Annotated in this window: 16 protein-coding genes; 5 read left to right on the forward strand and 11 right to left on the reverse strand. The window is 75.6% G+C overall.

The annotated features are described in order from the left end of the window. Positions 1–229: 229 nt before the first annotated feature. The 7 genes from ACSUPR_RS06085 to ACSUPR_RS06115 all read right to left on the reverse strand — a co-directional run bounded on the left by ACSUPR_RS06085 (position 230) and on the right by ACSUPR_RS06115 (position 9,299). Positions 230–4,294 carry a hypothetical protein gene (locus ACSUPR_RS06085; RefSeq protein WP_436889994.1) on the reverse strand — a complete coding sequence of 1,355 codons (4,065 nt, stop codon included), beginning with the start codon at positions 4,292–4,294 and terminating at the stop codon, positions 230–232. 333 nt (positions 4,295–4,627) lie between these two features. Beyond that, on the reverse strand, positions 4,628–5,596 hold the full coding sequence (locus ACSUPR_RS06090) for an aldo/keto reductase (protein ID WP_436889995.1): 969 nt from the start codon (positions 5,594–5,596) through the stop codon (positions 4,628–4,630). After that, positions 5,596–6,003, reverse strand: a complete 408-nt coding sequence (locus ACSUPR_RS06095) for a MerR family transcriptional regulator (RefSeq protein ID WP_436889997.1) — start codon at positions 6,001–6,003, stop codon at positions 5,596–5,598. Before ACSUPR_RS06095 ends, ACSUPR_RS06090 begins: the two co-directional genes overlap by 1 nt. Before the next feature lie 116 nt (positions 6,004–6,119). Continuing rightward, positions 6,120–6,818 carry a TetR/AcrR family transcriptional regulator gene (locus ACSUPR_RS06100; protein ID WP_436889999.1) on the reverse strand — a complete coding sequence of 233 codons (699 nt, stop codon included), beginning with the start codon at positions 6,816–6,818 and terminating at the stop codon, positions 6,120–6,122. Positions 6,819–7,043: 225 nt separating this feature from the next. Further along, on the reverse strand, positions 7,044–7,826 hold the full coding sequence (locus ACSUPR_RS06105) for a hypothetical protein (protein WP_436890001.1): 783 nt from the start codon (positions 7,824–7,826) through the stop codon (positions 7,044–7,046). Between the two features lie 364 nt (positions 7,827–8,190). After that, positions 8,191–8,724: an HAD domain-containing protein gene (locus ACSUPR_RS06110; RefSeq protein ID WP_436890003.1), complete on the reverse strand. Its 534-nt coding sequence runs from the start codon at positions 8,722–8,724 to the stop codon at positions 8,191–8,193. A gap of 41 nt (positions 8,725–8,765) precedes the next feature. After that, positions 8,766–9,299, reverse strand: coding sequence for an SRPBCC family protein (locus ACSUPR_RS06115; protein ID WP_436890005.1), 534 nt, complete (start codon positions 9,297–9,299; stop codon positions 8,766–8,768). A gap of 65 nt (positions 9,300–9,364) precedes the next feature. Here ACSUPR_RS06115 and ACSUPR_RS06120 point away from each other — a divergent pair, with 65 nt between their 5' ends. After that, positions 9,365–9,961: a TetR/AcrR family transcriptional regulator gene (locus ACSUPR_RS06120; RefSeq protein WP_436890007.1), complete on the forward strand. Its 597-nt coding sequence runs from the start codon at positions 9,365–9,367 to the stop codon at positions 9,959–9,961. Between the two features lie 21 nt (positions 9,962–9,982). On the opposite strand, the gene ACSUPR_RS06125 is transcribed toward ACSUPR_RS06120, so the two are convergent. From ACSUPR_RS06125 to ACSUPR_RS06135, 3 genes are all read right to left on the reverse strand, one after another. Then, positions 9,983–11,500, reverse strand: coding sequence for a hypothetical protein (locus tag ACSUPR_RS06125; RefSeq protein WP_436890009.1), 1,518 nt, complete (start codon positions 11,498–11,500; stop codon positions 9,983–9,985). Positions 11,501–11,858: 358 nt separating this feature from the next. Further along, the gene (locus tag ACSUPR_RS06130; RefSeq protein ID WP_436890011.1) at positions 11,859–13,088 is read right to left on the reverse strand and encodes an acyl-CoA dehydrogenase family protein; all 1,230 of its coding nucleotides are present in this window, start codon (positions 13,086–13,088) and stop codon (positions 11,859–11,861) included. Positions 13,089–13,472: 384 nt separating this feature from the next. Continuing rightward, positions 13,473–14,099, reverse strand: a complete 627-nt coding sequence (locus tag ACSUPR_RS06135) for a dienelactone hydrolase family protein (RefSeq protein WP_436890013.1) — start codon at positions 14,097–14,099, stop codon at positions 13,473–13,475. Between the two features lie 203 nt (positions 14,100–14,302). Between ACSUPR_RS06135 and ACSUPR_RS06140 the strand changes: the two genes are divergently transcribed. Further along, a complete protein-coding gene (locus ACSUPR_RS06140; protein WP_436890014.1) occupies positions 14,303–14,860 on the forward strand; it encodes a hypothetical protein in 558 nt (185 codons plus the stop codon). Between the two features lie 216 nt (positions 14,861–15,076). Continuing rightward, positions 15,077–15,475 carry a YybH family protein gene (locus ACSUPR_RS06145; protein ID WP_436890016.1) on the forward strand — a complete coding sequence of 133 codons (399 nt, stop codon included), beginning with the start codon at positions 15,077–15,079 and terminating at the stop codon, positions 15,473–15,475. Positions 15,476–15,564: 89 nt separating this feature from the next. On the opposite strand, the gene ACSUPR_RS06150 is transcribed toward ACSUPR_RS06145, so the two are convergent. After that, positions 15,565–17,007 carry a helix-turn-helix domain-containing protein gene (locus tag ACSUPR_RS06150; RefSeq protein ID WP_436890018.1) on the reverse strand — a complete coding sequence of 481 codons (1,443 nt, stop codon included), beginning with the start codon at positions 17,005–17,007 and terminating at the stop codon, positions 15,565–15,567. A 220-nt stretch (positions 17,008–17,227) separates the two neighbouring features. On the opposite strand from ACSUPR_RS06150, the gene aceA reads away from it, so the two are divergent. Together aceA and ACSUPR_RS06160 are read left to right on the forward strand one after the other, a co-directional pair. Beyond that, positions 17,228–18,526 (forward strand): isocitrate lyase, encoded by a 1,299-nt coding sequence (gene aceA, locus ACSUPR_RS06155; protein ID WP_436890020.1) that lies wholly within the window; start codon positions 17,228–17,230, stop codon positions 18,524–18,526. Positions 18,527–18,859: 333 nt separating this feature from the next. After that, complete coding sequence (locus ACSUPR_RS06160) at positions 18,860–19,093, forward strand: hypothetical protein (RefSeq protein WP_436890022.1); 234 nt, start codon at positions 18,860–18,862, stop codon at positions 19,091–19,093. Positions 19,094–19,156: the final 63 nt, after the last annotated feature.

The raw sequence follows: 19,156 nt of genomic DNA on the forward strand, positions 1-19,156 counted from the left end.
CGCCGTCACCGGACAAGCCGTCTCCACCCGGCGGGACGCCCCCGTGGGGGCGTCCCGGCCTGGGGGCGAAGGCCTGTCCCGGCCGCGGGGCGAAGGGCACCGGGGCACACCTGAGCGGGGCGGGGCCACGACCCCTCCGGAGCCGGACGGGAGCGCGCCGGGACCGCCCGCCGGGGTGGAGGTGCCGGGAGGTGCCGGGTGGCGCCGGGGGCGGGTTCGGGCGGACGGGTCAGAACGGCCACCAGGAGGCACCGGCGAGGAGGTCGAGGGCGCCGACGCCGAAGCGGGCCCCGGCCTCCAGGCCGGTGGCGAGGAAGGCGAACAGGAGCAGCAGCACCAGCACGCGCCCCGGCCACCGCCGCCGTCCGGCGGCCGGGGCGGGGGGTTCGTCGTCGTCCTCGCGGTCGATCCAGGAGCGGTCCAGGCGGGCGACCTCGCGGCGGGAGTCCTGGAGTTCGGCGTGGTAGTGGTCGCGCTCCTCACGGACGCGCCGGAGCTCGGAGCGTTCGGCCCGCACGGCGGCACGGGCGTCGACCAGGTCGATACGGGCCTCCTCGGGGCCGTACTTGGTGAGCCAGCGCTCCAGGCGGTCCAGGGGGAGGTCGGCGTACTGGGTGGGCCAGTTGTCCTCGGGCGCGATGGGGTCGGCGGAGCCGGGGGCGGTCTCGGTGGCGTAGTCGGGGGCGGAGGGGGGTTCCGGGTCGCTGACGGGTGCCTCGCCGGGAGCGGAGGCCGTGTCGGCGGCGGAGTCGGCGCCGGGAACGCCGTTGTCGGGCTCGGAGGACGGGAAGAGGGGCGGGGCCTCCTCCGGGGTGCGCTCCGCCGCGGCCGGGTACTCGTCGGGGCCGGGCGGTTCCGGTGTCGAACGCGTCGGACGGCCGCCGAAGGCGCCCTCGGCGAGCGCGCGGACCCGGCCGTCGGAGCGCTGTGCCTCCGGCTCCGGGGCGCGGGGGGTGCCGGTGGCGGGGGTGTCGCGGCGGCTGTTCCGCTTGCGGAAGAGGCCGGTGCGGATGGGTGAGGGGGAACGCCGGGGCGGGACGGTGGTGGAGGCGGGGACGGGAGGCTCGGTCTCCTGCTGGGGGCGCGGGTCGTCGGCGGGGGCGATGCGGGGACGGCGCGGCTCGTGCGGTTCGGGGGCGTCGAAGATGCGCGGCGGTCGCGGAAGGCGCTCTTCGCCGGGCCAGGAGGTGGTCGAGGTGGGGGACTCGGGGTCGGGGCCGGCGGTCGGCTCTGCGCGGGCCGGAGCGATGCGGGGACGGCGGAGTTCGGCCGCGCCGCTTTCGTCCAGGCCGGTGGAGGGGGAAGAGGGGGTGTCGGAAGCGGTGCTGCCGGAGGCGGGCGGGGCGGAGGGCCACAGCGCCTCGTCCAGGTCCTTGCCTCCGGGGGCGAAGGCGGGAGCGCCGGGCCACAGGGGTTCGTCGGACCCGGGCCCGGGGTCCGGGTCTGGTGCGGGACCGGGGTCCGGTGTCTCCACGGCGGTCCGGCCGCTGGGGGCCGCGGGCTCGGGGGGAGCCTGCGGGCCTGTCTCCTCGGCGCCCGGGGGGTCGGCCTCGGGCAGTGCGGAGGCGGCTTCGGCGTGGGCCTCCCGGGAGGCCCACGCCCGGGCGGGAGCGTCGTCGGAGAGGTCCCTGGCGCGGGTCGCGCCGGGGAAGGGAGAGGAGAAGGAGGAGGCACCGGTGTCGCCGGGGAGGGGTTCGACCTCGGGCAGGTCGTCTCCGGGGTCCTCGACGTCCACGGGAGCCGGGGCGGCCGTGCGGCGGTCCGGGGCGGTGGGGCCCGACGGGAGGTCCTCGGCCTCGGGCAGGTCGTCGCCGGGGTCCGTGGGGAAGGAGGGGCCGCCGGGGCCGCCTCGCTCGTGGGCCGCGGTGGTGGGAGGGTCCGCCTGCCCGGTGTCCCAGGGACGGGTGGGGGCGACGGGGCCGCTGTCACGTGTGGGAGCCGCGGGCCGGTCCGGGCTGTCGGTGCCCGTGGGGACGGTGGCGCGGCCGGGACCCGGGGCGCCCGAAGGCCCGGTGCGCTCGGCAGGACCGGCAGGACCGGCGGGATCGGCGGGATCGGTGCGGCGCACAGGTTCTGTGAGCCCGCGGGGACGGCCGGTGCCCGAGGCGCGGGCGGGGCCGGTGGGGCTGCTGCCAGGTATGGGCACCGCGGGCCGATCCGGGCCATCGGTGGTGGGGTCGGCAGGGTGTTCAGAGGAGGAGCCGGCACCCGGGTTCCCGCCGGTGCTCGCGGGACCCGCGGGACGTGGGGCCGCGGTGTGGCGGGTGGTGTCGGTGAAGCCCGCGGTGAGGGGCTCGGCCCGGCGCGGCTTCTCCTCGTGCTCTTCGAGGGCCGTGGGGCTCGTGGTGTCGGCGGGCCGATCGGGGTCGGCCGAGCCCACCGGAAGGGCTTCGGCCTCGGACGGGTCCTCCGTGGCATGGGTGGGGCGACCGGTGGAGGAGGTCCCGGTCGGATCCGCGGATGCCGGGGAACGGGGGGAGCCGATCGGGTCTCCGGTGACCGCGGGTCGTGAGTGACCGGTGGGGTCGGGGTCGCGGGCGGTGTCGGTCTCACCCGGGGGAAGGGGTTCCGCCTGGGGCAGGTCGTCCCCGTCGTCCTCCGGGTCCCCCACGGCCGTGGGATAGGAGGTGTCGGTGCCGTACACGGGGTCGGTGGAGGCGTTGGGGAGGGGCTCGGCCGTCGGGCGGTCTTCCCCGGTCTCTTCGGTGGAGGTGGGGGCCGTGGCGCCGGTGGGACGGGCGGGATCGGCAGAGGCGGTGGAGAGGGGCTCGGCCCCGGGCAGGTCGTCCCCGGTGTCCCCCGACTCTTCGGGGTCCCCGGGGTTGGTGGGATCGGAAGTACGGGCGAGACCCCGGGAGTCCATGAAAAGAGGCTCCGCCGCAGGCAGGTCGTCCTCGACCTCCCCCAGGTCATCGGAGACCGTGGAACGGGCGACCGCGGAATGGCGGGCGGTGTCACCCTCACCCGAGGAAAGCGGCTCCGCCGCAGGCAGGTCGTCCCCGACAGCTCCCAGGTCATCAAAAGCCGCGGTTCGGGTGGCGGCGGTGTGACGGATGGAGCCGGTGGAATCCGCGGGAAGCGACTCGGCCTCGGGCAGGTCGTCCCCGACAGCCCTGGAGCCGCCGGGGCTCTCTGGGGCCGAGGGGCGGAAGGGTACGGCGTCGGTGACGAAGGGGCGGGTGCGGGCGGCGCCCTCCGGGGACCCCGCCCGGGTGCGGGGGCCGTCCGCGCCCGGCCGCAGGGGCCGGTCCCGGCCGGACTCCCGCGGGAGCCGGGACCCCTCCGGTCCGCTCTCGGCGGTCGACGGCCGGTCGGCCTGCGGCTCGGCGTCCCCTGTCCGGGGGCTCGGCTGTGCCGGACGGGGGTCCAGCCAGTCCACCAGGAGCCCGCGGCGCTCCTCGAACGTCGGCGCGTCCGGGACGCCCCGCTCCGCCAGGTGGTCGCCGAGCGGGTCCCCGCCCTCATCGCGCAGCACGCCCACCAGGCGCTCGGCCGTCCTCCGGAACTCCGTCCCCGGCATCCGCAGCAACGGCCCCGCCGCGTCCGTCGGCGGCCCGAAGACGATGTGCTGGCCGCTCTCCTCCAGCACCGGGTCGTACGTGGACAGCGACCAGTCCCAGCCCGGTGCCGGGCTGGTCCCGCGCGGGGTGAGCACCTCGTACAGGCTCCGGTGCATCCCCCACAGGAACCGCAGCTGCACCGCGTTCCACAGGTCGGCCAGCCCCGGCTCCAGGAACACCCGCACCGGCAGGTCCGGCCGCTCCAGCGCCGCGGCGACCCCCAGCACCAGGAGTTCCTCCCCGCCCGCGGCGGTGAGGTCGGCCGCGCGGCGGTCGCGGGCGCGCACCGCGCCCGGCGCCGCCGACCGCTCCCAGGGCTCCGGGGTGTCCAGGACCGGCATCGTGCCCCACCCCGGCCTGGGCGGGCGGGTGCGGTGCGGCCGGGTGTTGGGGTTCTCGTGCAGGCTCAGGACCCGCGGCAGGGTGAGCCCGTCGGCCGGGCCGACGATGGCCCAGGCGTGCGCGGTCCCGACATCGCCCGGCCAGCGGTAGACCAGCGCCGCCTGCCCGTCGTCGTAGGCGCGCGCCCACAGGGTCTCGGGGTGGTCGGCCGGATCGGGCAGGCAGACCCGGTAGTCGACGGTGAGCGCGGGCTGGAGCCGGTTGCGCCAGGCGCGCAGGGCGAGGCGGTCGACCTCGGTGAGGGAGGAGGCCGCGGGGCCGGGGCCGACGCGCCCCAGCAGGGTGGGTTCGGCCCAGGCGAAGTGGATCTGGTGGTACGTGCTGTCGGGCAAGTGCCCCTCCCCGCGGTTCGCCTGGACGGTGGGATCCGACCGCCGCCTCTAGGGAAGGTATCCGGTCAAAGGCCGGTAAAAACCGTGTTCGCGAACATGTGCACGACGCGTGTCCGCGTTTGCTCACCGGTCACTCGTGTCCCGGGAGTCTCCGGCCGCCCCCGGGCGGCGGCCCCGACCTGGCCGGATCCGTGTGCGGCGCGGATCGGCGGCGGTGTACGGGGGCGGCGGATGTCCGATTCCGGCCGTGCCCCGCCGCGCCGGGGCGGGCCGCCCCGGCCGCCGGACCGGCCGCGTCCGGTGGAGGGGGCGGAACGGGCGGAACCGGTCGGCTCAGTGGGCCCCGTCGAGGACCTCCCGCTGCTCCGGGGTGAGCTCCAGGTCGGTCGCCTCCACCGCCTCGTCGAGCTGACCGGGTTCGCTGACCCCGACCACGGGGACGATCCCGCCGCCGATGAGCCAGGACAGCACCACCTGGTTGCGGGTGGCGCCCGTGTCCCGGGCGACCGCGTCGAGTGCCGCCATCCGGTTGCGGGTGCCCGGGTGGTCGTAGGCGGGACCGAGCCGGTCGGTGCGTTCGGGGCGGGTGTAGGCGCCGCCGAGCAGCGAGGTGTACGCGACCACGGCCAGGTCGCGGCCGGCGGCGTTCTCCGATGCCACGTAGTCGAGGAGGTCGGGCGTGACGTGGGTGAACGCGTTGGACTCCAGCTGCACCTCGTGCCGGGGCTGGAGGTAGCTGTAGCGGTACTGCAGGACGGTGACCCGGTGGCCGTGGGCCTGGAGGGCGGCCCGGGCCCGCTCCAGCCGCCAGGTGCGGTGGTTGCTCATGCCCAGCTGGTCGACCGCGCCCTCGTCGACGAGGCGGGCGAAGGCCGCCATCGTCTCCTCCAGCGGGGTGTTCGGGTCCTCCTTGTGCGTGTACAGCAGGTCGATGCGGTCCACGCCCAGGCGTCGGCGGCTGCGTTCGACGGCGGTGGTGACGGCCTGCTCGGACAGCCCCTCCCACGCCTCCGGCCCGCCGCCCGGGACGGTGGGCTGGGCGCCGACCTTGGTGGCGATGACGGCCTCGTCGGTGATGCCGCGCTCGCGCCGCCAACGGCCCAGGAAGGTCTCGCTCTCGTGGCCCTCGAAGCCGTCCACCCAGTACTGGTAGCAGTCGGCGGTGTCGATGAAGGTGCCGCCGGCCTCCAGGAACCGGTCCAGCAGGGCGGCGGACTCGGCGTCGCCGGTCTGGCTGCCGAACTTCATGGCGCCCAGGCACAGGGCGCTGACCTTGCGGCCGCCGATCTCGGTGTAACGCATCAGTTTCCGTCCTTGAGGGTGTGGGCGGTCTCCGCGGCGCGCTCGGAGAGGACGCCGAGGTAGTAGTCGATCTTGTGCTCGATGGCGTCCTGCCGGTCGACGAGTTCGGCGATGCGCGCGTCGAGGCGGTTCTTGTGCTCCTGGAGCACGTCCAGGCGCTCGGGGATGGTGTGGTCGCCGGCGCGGACGAGCTCGGCGAACTCGCGCAGGCGCGTGATGGGCATGTCGGTGTCGCGCAGGCAGCGGATGAGGTGGAGGAGCTCGACGTCGTCGGTGCGGTAGCGGCGGTGGCCGCTGGGGGCGCGGTCGACCCGGCGCAGCAGCCCGGCCTTCTCGTAGTAGCGCAGGGTGTCGAGGGTGAGATCGAAGCGCTCGGCGATCTCACCGGGGGTGTAGTAGTCCTTCATGGGAAAAGCATGGGACCTGGAGTGCACTCCAGGTCAAGGGGGACGGCCGAACGGGGGCACATCCGTGGAGCGGGGCCGCCCGGGCCGGGTCCGCCGTCGACGCCCGTGCGGGGGCGTCAGCGCAGGTCGCTGCTGCCCTGGACGGCGCCGACCACCGCGGCGGTGAGGTTGTCGATGACCTCCTCCTCGCCGACCTCGGGGTGCTCCAGCCACCACTCCCCCGCCGCCTGGACCATCCCGACGACGGCGTGCGCGGCGATCTGGGCGCGCAGCCGCCCGCCGATGCGGCCCTCGCCGACCAGGAGCTCGGCCAGCTCCTCGCCCATGCGGCGCACCATCATGCCCAGGTCGCTGCGGGTGCGCTGGTCCTCGGAGGTGGCCCGGTCCATGAGGAAGCGGTAGAGGTTGAGGTTCTGGGAGATCATCGACAGGTAGGCGCCGACGGTGGCCCTGGCGCGGACCTCGAACGCGGTGTGCCGGTGCAGCTCGTCGCGGATGCGCTCGATGAGGGGGTCGACGTGGCGGGCGGCGAGCGCGCGGTACAGGCCGCTCTTGTCGCCGAAGTGCCGGTAGAGGATGGGTTTGCTGATCCCGGCCTCGGCGGCGATGGCGAGCATGGAGGCGTCGGGGCCGTCGCGCTGGATGACCCGGTCGGCGGCGTCGAGGATGGTGCGGCGGCGCTCGGGGTCGCGGCCGCGTCCGCTCCCGCGCCCGCCGCGGGCGCGGGGTGCGGGGAGGGTGTCCGACGCGGGCCCCGTGCCGGGTGCGTCGTCGCTGTCGTTCATGGGGGTCCGCCGCGGGTCTTCGTCTGCCACAACGTTTCACCTTAGAGGTTGCGGGGCGCGGCGGTGCCCGCGCCGGAGGCGGCCTCCGCCGGGCGGAGGCGGGAGGGGCCGCCGCAGCGGCCCGGTGCCGGGGGGAGGCGCGCCCGCGCCGTCCGGGGCGGGCGGCCCGGCGTCCGGGCGCCTCCGCGGTCCGCACCGGGACGGGGCGGAGGCGGGGCCGCTTTCGCGGCCCCGCACCCCCGCGGAGTCCCGGCCTCAGCCGCGCAGGGCGATCCAGGTGGCCCACGCCTGGGCGAGGACCTGCCCGTCGGCGTCGTACAGGGCGCTGCCGGTGCGGATCTTGCGGCCGTCCACGGAGTCCAGGTACCCGGCCACGACGTGCGTTCCACCGATGCGGGGCGCGCGCAGGGCCTGGACGGTGATGCGGCCCAGGACGGCGGGGCGCCCGGCGACATCGCTGGACCAGCCGCCGGGGCAGTCCAGGGCGGCCCACAGGTCGGGCAGGCCGACGGTCCCGCAGCCGTCGTCCAGGGCGGGGTGCGGGGTCCAGGTGCAGGCGACGGTGTTGCCGGCCCCGTCGGGGCCCTCCCCCGCGCGGACCTGTCCGGCGAACAGGCGCAGGCCCTCGCCCTCGGCGCGCTCGGGCCCGCAGCTGTAGCAGCGGGGGAAGGGGTGCAGGGCCAGGCCGGCGAAGCGGCTCTCGGCGTCCCGGGCGGTGGCCGGGTCGACGGGCGCGCCGGGGACGGCGGGGGTGTCGGGGGCGGTGACGGTCTCGGCCTCGGCGACGAGCCGGGCCTTGGCGTCGGTGGCCCGGGGGTCGGTGAGCCGCACGGCGGCCCCGGCGTCCTCTTCGACGGTGAGCGGGCGGCCCAGGGGCGGCGGGACGCGCAGGGTGACCTGCACGGCCGGGCCGCCGACGGCGGTGAGGCGGGCGGCCAGCAGCCCGGCGCTGTAGCCGCCGTTGCCGGAGCCGTCGGGGCCGTTGTGCGTGGTGGGGATGGTGATGGTGGGGGCGTCGTTGCCCGTGGTGGCGTGCATGGCCCCAGGGTAGGGGTGGGACGTTTCACGGTGCCAGGACGCCTCGGTCGTCCTTTCCGGGGAAACGGTCGCCGGGCGGCCGGACCACGGGCGGTGCCTCCCCGCCCCGCCGCCGGGACGGACGCCCGCGGGACCGACCGGGACACCGCCCCGGTGCCCCGGTGCGCGGGAACCGCACCGCGCGGCCCGCCGGGCGCCCGCACGAGCTCGCGGCCGGGGACGGGTGCCGCTTCGGCGGCACGGGACCGGAGCCGGTGCGCGGGCTCGGCGGAAGCGGCCCGCGAGTACGGTGCCATCCCCGGGAGCATGATGACCGGGACCCGCATCGTGAAGGGCCCGAACCCGGGAACGGCGGTCCCGGGCGTCAGCCCTCTTCGGGGAGGGCGGCGGCCGTGCGGGCGGGCGGCCACCCCTCCAGGCTCCGGAAGTCGGCGTCGAGCAGTCCGATCCGTGGGTCCACCCGGTGCAGCAGGGCCGGGCCCGGGTGGTGGCGGCGCACCCAGTCGGCGTCGTGGCCGGTGATCATGTCGTCGACCCAGGCGAAGGGCCTGCCTGCGGCGTACTCGACCAGGGCCGCGGTCTTGAAGCAGAGCCCGCCGGTGGCGCTGGACCAGTGCGGCAGTTCCACCACGGGCAGTTCGGGCAGGCCCAGGACGGGGCCGATCATCGTGTTGGCGTCGTGCTCCCAGGTGGTGGCCCAGACCAGGGTGTAGGGAAGGGAGAGCAGGCGTTCGCCGTGGTCGGGCCGCAGCCACACGCGCAGGGGCTTGGGAGCCTCCGCCCAGCCCTCGGGGCGCAGGCGGTGGGTGGTGTAACCGTCGGGCCGGTGTCGGCCGGAGGCACGGAACGGGTTGAGGGGGCCGTCGACGTCCAGGAACAGCAGGGGCGGCTGGGACACGGATCTCCTGTGGGGGGTCGGGGGGAGCGCCGCCGCCCATCCTAGGTACGGGACGTCTCCGTTCCCAGGGGACCAGGATGCCGTTCGCCGACGCGCACGGCCGCCGCGCGCAGCAGCCGGACGTAGGGGCTCCACCGGGCGGGGTCGCGGACGGTGCCGGTGAGGATCCGCTCGGCGCGGTCCAGGGCGTCCTCCAGGAGCGCGTCGTGCAGGGGCCGGAACACCAGGGGCCAGGTGAGCAGGGCCGGGCCGTGGGCCCGGATGGCCAGCAGGTGGCGCAGCACGGTGCCGCCTCCCTCGCCGGGCTCCACGGTGAACTCGTGGAACCCGTCGAACCCGCGCGGCGCCGAGAAGCGGAAGCGCACGTGGCGCCCCGGCGTGTGGGCGACGACGGTGTAGCGGACGGGGCCGTGTCCGCCCGCCGCGCCGACCCCCAGGGGCCGGTCCAGGCGCAGGGCGGGCCAGCGGTCGGCCGGCCAGAGGGCGTCGGCGGGCGAGGCGAGCCCGTCGAGCAGGGCGCCGGCCCGGTCGGGGGGAGCCGCGAGGTGGCGCAGGTGCAGGTTCCGGACGCGCATCGGGGTACGCTCCCATCGTTTTAGAGGCTTCTCTCTAAAACAGAGTTCATCATAAGGTCGCCCCCATGGGAAGACCCGCGCGCTTCGATTCCGACGCCCTCGTGGCGGCCGCCACCGCACTGGCGGCCCGCGGCGGGCCCGCTGCGGTGACCATGGCGGCCGTGGCCCGGGAGGCGGGGGCGCCCAGCGGGTCGGTCTACCACCGGTTCTCCGGGCGGCCCGCGCTGCTGGCGGCCGTCCGGCTGGGCGCGCTGGCCGACTTCCAGGAGGGGTGCCACGAGGCGCTGTCCGCGCCGGACCCGCTGGCGGCGGCCGTCGGCGCGGCCCGGCACGTGCCGGCCTGGAGCCGGGGCGCCCCCGAGCGGGCGCGGGTCCTGCTGTACTCGGACGCCGACTTCGAGGCGGAGCGGTGGCCGCCCGCCGAGCGGGAGAGGCGGGACCGGGGGAACGCCCGGCTGAGGGCTGCGGTCGTGGCGGTCGCCGCCGGGCTGCGCGCCCCCGGGGAGGCGCCCGAGGCGGCCCTGGAACGGGTGCGGACGGCGGTGGTGGACCTGCCCCTGGCCCTGGTCCGCCGTCACCTGGCGGAAGGCGGAGCGGTCCCGGCCCGGGCGGTGGAGGCGGCCGGGGAGGCGGCGCACCGGCTGCTCGCGCCCCGCTCCTGAGACGGCTTCCCGGGATCCTGGTCAGGACCAGCGGGCCCGGACCTCCAGGGCCCCGTCCGCCGCGACCAGGGTGGCGCGGCCGTCGTGGTCGTCGATGGTGCGGGGCCGCAGGGTTCCGCGGAACGCCGGCGTGGACACCCGCACCCGGTCGGGCGTGCGGGCGTTGAGGATCCGCAGCCGCCAGGGCGCCCCCGGATCGGCGGCGTCGGCGGGGACCGCCAGGTGGACGGTGGCGTGGGAGAGCGGTGTGCCGCCCTCCCACGACCCTCCGGCGGTGTAGGAGACGAGGCGCAGGGCGGCCGCGGAGGGCACGTCGGCGATCTCCCGCTCCGGGGAGGCCGGCGGCACCGGGGCCCCGCCCTGTCCGCGCAGTTCGCGGGCGAGCCGCCGGACCTCCTCCAGCGCGTCGAAGCCCAGGGCGCGCGACACCCGGTCCAGCCCCCGGTCGAAGTGCTCGGCCGTCTCGGGTCCGCCGCGGCGGACCCAGGACAGGGCCAGTTCGCGGAAGGCCCGCTCGCGCCGTCCCCGGGTGAGGTGCGACCCCGCGGCGGCGATCTCCGAGCCGGCCCCGGCCAGGGCCCGGCACAGGGCGGACACGGGGACCCCTGTGGACTCGGGCCTGCGGCCGGACGAGCGGATCCTGGCCATGGTCCACACGAGCAGGGTGCAGACGGCACGGGCGGCGGGCCCGTGGATCTCGCCGGCGGCGGGGGCCGTGTCGCGGTCCCGGCCCCGTCCTCGGACAGGCTCGGGCGGGGGCGACCAGCTCCGGGAGGCCGCCGGCAGGTGGACGCCCGTGGAGGCGTCGCGGACCTCCAGGGTGGCGCCGGGGCCGCGCAGCACCCCGTCGCCGAAGGACACCGCGACCTCGGAGCGGTCGCAGGAGAGGCGGGCGCCGGGGGCGGCGCGGGTGTCGAAGCGCACCTCGTCCACCTCGGGCAGGTGCACGACCAGTTCGACCGGGCCGCCGTCCCCGCCGTCCTGCTCCGATCCGTCCCCCTCCGCTCCGGCCGGCTCCCGGCCCGGCTCACCCGGGTCCCGGCGGGCGCGTTCCACCGTGAGGGCCACCCGGGCCGTGAGCCGGGTGCCCCGGCGCTCCACCGACAGGGTGCCGACCGTGGCCGTGTCCAGCCGGTGGGCGGCGGCCAGCCCCTCGGCGACGCCGCCGGTCAGCGGGACGGCCCCGGGGCCGCCGCCGGACTCGCGGGCCGGCGGCAGCAGCGGCCCGAGGTCGTACCCCGCCTCTGCGGCGCTCGCCGCCATCCAGGCCCGGCGCCCGGGCCCGAGGTCGGCCATCCACCCTAGTGCCCGGCGGGCGCGCCGGTCCCGGGCACGGCGGGTGCGGCCCAGCGCGGACACGAAGAGGGCGTGGGTGTTGTCGTCCCAGACGTCGGCTGCGGTGCGAACGGTCTCCCGGTCGTAGAACCGGGCGTCGGCGGTGGCGTCCTCGATCTGAACGAGTGTGCGGTCCAGAAGCGCGCTCAGAACGGCGAGAGCGGACGGCGGGCGCGGGTCGGCGGGGGGTGCGGTGCCGGGCATACCCGGAATCCTGGCACATCCGCGCCCCGGGCACGAAGCGGAGAGGACCGCGCCCGGCGACGCCCTCGGAACGGGGCCGGCCCGCCCGGCTGCGGGGCGGTCCCGGCGGCGGGGAGAACCGCCGCGGCCGCCCCGCGGCCGTACGACCCGGCGGGGCCGGGGACCGCGGTCCCCGTCGGAGCGCCCCGCCGGGCCGGTCCGGAGGCGCCCCCCGTCACCGGCACCGGGAACACCCCACTCCCCTGCGGGGGGGCGGTGCCCGTCCCCGGGCGCCGGGACGGGCCGGCGGGTGCGGGTGGCCGACCGGTCACGCACCCCGGCCCAGGGGCCCGCCCGGGGTGCGTGGCCGGCGGGGGCGTCAGCGGATCGGCAGGCCCGTGATGGTGCGGCCGATGATGAGCTTCTGGATCTCGCTGGCGCCCTCGAAGATCGTGAAGATCGTGGCGTCGCGGTGCCAGCGCTCCACGGGGTACTCCCTCGTGTAGCCGTTCCCGCCGAGGATGCGCACCGCGTTCTGGGTCACGAAGGTCGCGGTCTCGCTGGCGTAGAGCTTGCTCATGGAGCCCTGCGCGCTGTCGAAGTCCTTGCCGTTGCGGGCCATCCACGCGGCCCGCCACACCAGCAGGCGGGCGGCGTCGATTCGGGTGGCCATCTCGGCGAGGAGGAACGCCACGCCCTGGTTGTCGCCGATGGGCTTGCCGAACTGCTCGCGCTGGGTGGCGTACTCCAGGGCGTACTCGTAGGCGGCGCGGGCGCAGCCCACGGCCATGGCGCCGACGGTGGGGCGGGAGGCCTCGAAGGTCTTCATCGCGGCCTGGCCCTTGGAGCGCTGCCCCTCGCGGGCGCGGGCGAGGCGCTCGTCGAGCTTCTCCTTGCCGCCCAGCAGGCAGGAGCCGGGGATGCGCACGTCGTCGAGGACGACCTCGGCGGTGTGCGAGGCGCGGATGCCGTGCTTGGCGAACTTCTGGCCCTGGCTCAGGCCGGGGGTGTTCGGCGGGACGATGAAGGTGGCCTGGCCGCGCGAGCCCAGCTCGGGCTCGACGGAGGCGACGACCACGTGGACGTCGGCGATGCCGCCGTTGGTGGCCCAGGTCTTGGTGCCGTTGAGGACCCACTCGTCCTTGGCTGCGTCGTACACGGCGCGGGTCCTGATGGCGGAGACGTCACTGCCCGCGTCGGGCTCGGAGGAGCAGAACGCGGCGAGCTTGATGTCGTCGGCGGTGCCGAACATCTGCGGCGTCCACTCGAAGATCTGCTCCTGGGTGCCGTTGGCGGCGACGGAGACGGCGGCCAGGCCGGTGCCGGTGATGGCCAGCGCGATACCCGGGTCGCCCCAGTAGAGCTCCTCGAAGGCGACCGGGATACCGAGGCCGCTGGGCTCCAGCCACTGGTTGGCGAAGAAGTCGAGGGAGTACAGGCCGATCTTGGCGGCCTCCTGGATGATCGGCCAGGGGGTCTCCTCCCGCTCGTCCCACTCTGCGGCGGCGGGGCGGATGACGTCGGCGGCGAACCCGTGGGCCCAGTCCCGGACCTCGCGGATGTCCTCGCTCGGTTCCAGGCTGAAGGCGGGCGCGGTGGCCTCACTCATGCGCTTACATCCTTTGTCGGACCCTCCGGGGGAGGAGGGGGATTCTGCTCGTGTTACCCACGGTAACACCAAGGGCGGCCGGAAACAATCGCCGCCCCCGGCGAACCGGGGAAGGCCGTGGGAAGGGAGATCGAAGGAAAGAGGAAGCGGAGGAGAAGAAGGGGCGGAGCACACCGCCCGCCACCGGCGCCCCCGGCCGCACCACCGCGGCGCCCGTCGACGGACGGCCCGGCCCCGCACACGGCACCCGCCGCCGGGACGGACGGGGCCGCCACCGCACCGGCAGCACGACCGCGGGAACACCGGACGCCCCGGCGGCCACCATTCCACCGGACCCCGCCACCCGCCGCACCGGTCAGGGCGGGGCCGCCGTGTGCTCCGCCGCTACCCGCCCAGGTGCCCGACCACCCTGGACCGGGCGAGCGCGTGGGCCTCCTCGTCGAAACCGGGGGACCCCCGCTCGGCGAACCAGTGGCCCGCTCCCCCGTAGACGTGGCGGCGCGGTTCCACACCCGCCCGCCGGAAGCCCCCGACGGTCTCCGCCACCTCCTCCCCGGTGAAGTACGGGTCGTCCGGTACCAGGTGCAGCTCCACCCGCCCGGTGCGCTCCACCTCTCCCCCGGGCGACCACCCGCCGTAGAAGAGCACGAGGTCGTCCGGTCCGGCCGCGCCGCGCCCGGCCAGCCGGGCGGCGAAGAACGCGCCCAGCGAGAAGCCCACCGCCGCCCAGGGGCGGCCCCGTGCGGCCAGTCCGTCCGCGACCGCGCCCAGCCGTCCGAGCACGGCCGCGTGGTCCAGCCCCCCGGCCAGGGCCTCGGCCTCCCCGACGGTGTCGACGACCCGCCCGCCGTACAGGTCCGGGACCACCACCCGGCGGCCCGCGGCGGCCAGCGCCCCGGCCCACTCCAGCACCGCCGGGGTGACCCCCCACCACGGGTGCAGCAGCAGCACCGGCCGCCCCTCCTCCGGCCCGGTCTCCGTCACGTCGATGCCCTCGTCGGTACCGTCCACCGTGTTCCTCCCGTTCTCCGGCCCCATCCTCACCGACGCCGCCGACGGTCCGGGGATCCGCGCGGTGGCGGCGCCCCCGGCGGGGTGCGCCGGGCCCGGTCCCGGACCGGCCGCGCGGACGGGGCCGGGCCCCGTGCCCGTTCCGCGCCCGGCGCCCGTGTGTCCGGGGCACAGCGGCGGCGCACGCGGGCTACCTTGACCGGGTGGAGGTTCTGACCCTGCTGTTCTCGCTGGTCGCCGCCGCGGCCGGCATCGTCCTGTGGCGCCTGGAGTGGCTCAAGGCCCCGCGGCACGCCTGGCGGGTGCGCCGCCACCTCACCCCGCCCGCCCCGGCCACCGCGACCGGGCCCGCCCGTCCGGGCCGGGCGGACGTCCACGTCCTGCACGAGGGCCGCGACACCGTCTACAGCGTGGTCTGCACCCTGCGCGGCGCCTCGGCCGCGGGGCTGCGCCCGCGGGTCCGCAGGAGCCGGGTCTCCCCCGACTCCGAGCCGCTGCACCTGTCGGTCACCCTGCCCGACCCCGACCCGGGCGACCTGTGGGTGGAGATCACCTGGGTCACCTTCCGGCCCAGCCTGCACCACGGGGAGCGCATCAACGCGCACACCGGCGAGTTCCTGCGCTGGCGGTGGTCCTGGACCTCGCTGCGGCTGGGCCGCCGCCCCGGCGAGGGCTGGGAGAGCGCGCGCCTGTACCGCTCCCGGGGGCGGTGGGTCCACCACTCGGCCCGCCCACTGGCCCTCATCCCCGACGACCGCTGACCCCTCCCCGGGACACGGCGGGTTCTCCGGGAACCGATGAGTTCCGCGCCCCGGACGGGTCGTACCGGGAGAACGCCGCCCGGAGGAGTCCCACTGAAGCCGTCAAGCCGCCGAGGGGACCGGTGGGGGGCGGCCACTCCTTCGGAGCCACGGACGACAAGCCCACATCCGCCGCACCCGGCCCTCCCGGGCCGCTCGACAACTCACGGAGCACCCATGACCGAGGACGAACGCCTCATCACGGAACTCGTCGAACGCTGGATGTCCGCGGTCGCCGCCGGGGATCTGGCGGGTGTGCTCGCCGACCACACCGACGACATCGTCATGTTCGACGTCCCGCCGCCCCACGGGGGCGTGCGCGGCGCGGCCGCCTACCGGGACGTCTGGCCCGACTTCCTGGCCTGGCAGTCCGCCGACGGGGTCTTCGAACCGGTGGAGCTGGCGGTGACCGCGGGCGACCGGGTCGCCTTCGCCCACGCCCTGCTGCGCTGCGGCACCCCCGAGGGCCTGGCGGCCGAGCCCGGACGGCGGCTGCGCCTGACCCTGGGGCTGCGCAAGGAGGACGGCCGGTGGGCCGTGTCCCACGAGCACCACTCCTTCTGCACCGGGGACTGACCCTCCCGGCTCCCGCCGGGGCCGCGGGACCGGCGGAACACGGAAGGGGGCCGCGGCGTGCGCCGCGGCCCCTCGGCTCCGGTCCGGGGTCAGTCCTCGTGGGCGTACTTCTCCAGGAACGTGTAGACGTCGTGCTCGTCCACCCCGGGGAAGGTCCCCGAGGGCAGTGCCGACAGCACGTGCGAGTGGGCGCGCGCCGACGGCCACACGTTGCCCTCCCAGCGGGCGGCCATCTCCGCGGGCGGGCGCACGCAGCACTCGCCGTTGGGGCAGTTGGACTTGGTCCGGTTGGTGGTCTCCCGCCCCCGGAACCAGCGCGACTCCTTGTAGGGAACGCCCAGGGTGATGGCGAAGTTGCGCTCCCGGCTGGGGTCGACGTGGGCCACGCACCAGTGGGTGCCGTTGGGCTTGTCGGTGTACTGGTAGTAGATCGAGTACCGGTCCGGGGAGGCGAACACCTGGCGGCCCGACCACTGGCGGCACATGCGCTGGCCCTCGATGGCGCCGGTCTCGTCGGTGGGGAAGACGAGCCCGTCGTTCTCGTAGGCCTTGTAGATGATGCCGGTCTCGTCGTTGCGGATGAAGTGGCAGACCAGGTCGAGGTGGCGATAGGCCAGGTTGGTGAACCGGTGGGCGGCCATCTCGTAGGACACCGAGTAGACGTCCCGCAGGTCCTCGACGGACAGGTCGCGGGCGTGCTTGGCCTCCTGGAGGTAGGTGACCGCGGTGCTCTCGGGGATGAGGACGGCCGCCGCGAAGTAGTTGGCCTCCACCCGCTGGCGCAGGAAGTCGCCGAAGTCCGCGGGCCGCTGGTGGCCCAGCACCACATGGCCCAGGGTCTGGAGCAGGATGGTGCGCGGGCTGTGCATGCCCAGGGTGGTCTCGCGCTTGAGGTAGATGCGCCGGTTGACGTGGTCGGTGAGGGAGCGCACCGAGCGGGGCAGGTCCTGGACGTAGCGGAGGCTGAACCCGTGGTGGGTGGCGATGGCGAGGATCTGGCCCTGGGAGAGGGCGCCGGCGCTGTAGTTGACGGCGTCGAGGGTCTCGGCGGCGGCCTTCTCGATGTGCTCGAAGTAGTTGCCGCGCTCGCGCATCTGGCGGCGCAGGTCCGCGTTGGCCCGGCGGGCCTCCTCGGGGGTGGCGGTGGGCTTGGCGCTGCGGCGCTTGAGCTCGTCGTACAGGCCGACGATGTGCTCGAGCACGTCGTTGGGGACGCGCTTGCCGACCTTGAGGTGGGGGAGGTTGAGGGTCTGGTAGACGGGGTCGCGCTGGGCCTCCTCGACCGCGATCTCCAGCTGCGCGCGCCGGCTGGGGGGCTGCTTGGAGAGGAGTTCCTCGACGGAGACGCCGAGGGCGGAGGCAAGGGATGTGAGAAGGGAGAGCTTGGGCTCGCGTTTGCCGTTCTCCAGCAGGGAGAGCTGGGAGGGCGCCCTGCCCACACGTTCCCCCAGGTCAGAGAGGGTCATGCCGCGCGCCCGACGAAGATGACGGAGCCGCTGCCCGAAGGTGACGAGATCTAGGTCACCTGTCAAAGACGGTATTTCTTCAGCACTAAAGTACGCCATGCGTTCATGGTACGGAAAGAAACGACGATCTTCACCCGATTTCGAGTGGAAAAGCCTTGGATCTTCCCCAAGAATCATAGTTACCGGCGGGGAACTTACCGCCCAGGGCTCACCCCCTGGCCCCGGGCAGGGCCTCCCCTCGACCGGTGCGAACACCTTGGGGACTACACGTAAGGCGGGAACGGACATGAGCACCAGCGCTCGACGACAGGAAGCCAGCGCGGCACTCCAGCGGGAGTGGGAGACCGACCCCCGGTGGGCCGGGATCGAGCGCACCTACTCCGCCGACCAGGTGGTCAAGCTCCGCGGCTCGGTCACCGAAGAGCACACGCTGGCCCGTCTCGGTGCCGAGCGCCTGTGGAACCTCCTGCACACCGAGGACTACGTCAACAGCCTCGGCGCCCTCACCGGCAACCAGGCCGTCCAGCAGGTCCGCGCGGGCCTCAAGGCCATCTACCTCTCCGGGTGGCAGGTCGCGGCCGACGCCAACCTGTCGGGCAACACCTACCCGGACCAGAGCCTCTACCCGGCCAACTCCGTCCCGGCCGTCGTCCGCCGCATCAACAACGCCCTGATGCGCGCCGACCAGATCACCTGGGCCGAGGGCGACGACAGCGCCCCGCACTGGCTCGCCCCGATCGTCGCCGACGCCGAGGCCGGCTTCGGCGGTGTCCTCAACGCCTACGAGCTCATGCGCGGCATGATCGCCTCCGGCGCGGCGGGCGTGCACTGGGAGGACCAGCTGGCCTCCGAGAAGAAGTGCGGCCACCTGGGCGGCAAGGTCCTCATCCCCACGGGCCAGCACGTCAAGACGCTGAACGCCGCCCGCCTGGCCGCCGACGTCGCCGGTGTCCCCTCGCTGGTCATCGCCCGCACCGACGCGCAGGCCGCCACGCTGATCACCAGCGACATCGACGAGCGCGACCAGCCCTTCGTCACCGGTGAGCGCACCGCCGAGGGCTTCTACCGCTTCCGCAACGGCGTCGACGCCTGCGTCGCCCGCGGCCTGGCCTACGCCCCGCACTCCGACCTGCTCTGGATGGAGACCGCGACCCCGGACCTGGAGGTCGCCCGCGACTTCGCCGAGCGCATCAAGGCCGAGTACCCGGACCAGATGCTGGCCTACAACTGCTCGCCGTCCTTCAACTGGAAGCGGCACCTGGACGACGCGACCATCGCGAAGTTCCAGCGCGAGCTGGGCCACATGGGCTACAAGTTCCAGTTCATCACCCTGGCGGGCTTCCACTCGCTCAACTACTCGATGTTCAACCTGGCCAAGGGCTACGCCCAGAACGGGATGACCTCGTACGTCGAGCTGCAGGAGGCCGAGTTCGCGGCGGAGGCCGACGGCTACACCGCGACCCGCCACCAGCGCGAGGTCGGCACCGGCTACTTCGACACCATCAGCACGACCATCGCCCCCGAGGCCAGCACCACGGCTCTCACCGGCTCCACCGAGGAAGACCAGTTCTCAGCGGCTCACTGACCCTGGTCTTCTCTTCCCCGGCGGTCGTCCCTCCCCGCTTTCGTGGCTGGGGCGGGGCGGGACGACCGCCACCCCCTAGCCGTCGGCCATGCGCGATCCGTGTCACACGCGCATGGCCGGCGGCTTTTCCTGCGGTCGTTCCCCGTCCCCCGGGGAACGGCCGCCGCCGTGTGCGGGGCACCGCGGCCCCCTCGGGCGCACCGCCGCGCTCGGCCGGGCCGCGGACCCGGCCGACCGGACCCGGCCGGGTCCCCCTCCCGGCAGGGGGCGCGCGCCTAGGCTGGACGCCGCACGGGCCGGTCCCGGCCCGGCGGAGACGATACGGAGGGACCCGTGACACTTCCCGAGAACCCGCGCCCGTGGTGGGCGTCGCTGCGCGCACTGCTGGCCGCCCTGACGCTGGCGGGCGCCGTGACGATGGGGGCGACGGCCTGCGAGCTCGGCGGCGGGGACGGCGATGACGCCGAGCAGGGCGAGGAGGACGGCGGCTACGGCGGCGGCCGGGACGGCGACGAGGGCGACGACGAGGACGGCGGCCAGGACGGCGGCGAGGAGGACGACGACTGACGCGCGCCCGGGCCGCGGGGCGGCGCGTCCGTCCGCCCGTCCCGCGCCCGCGGCGGCCCCGGC

Origin of the sequence: Nocardiopsis dassonvillei, assembly GCF_964273065.1 — a bacterium.
Classification (GTDB): Bacteria; Actinomycetota; Actinomycetes; order Streptosporangiales; family Streptosporangiaceae; genus Nocardiopsis; species Nocardiopsis dassonvillei_B.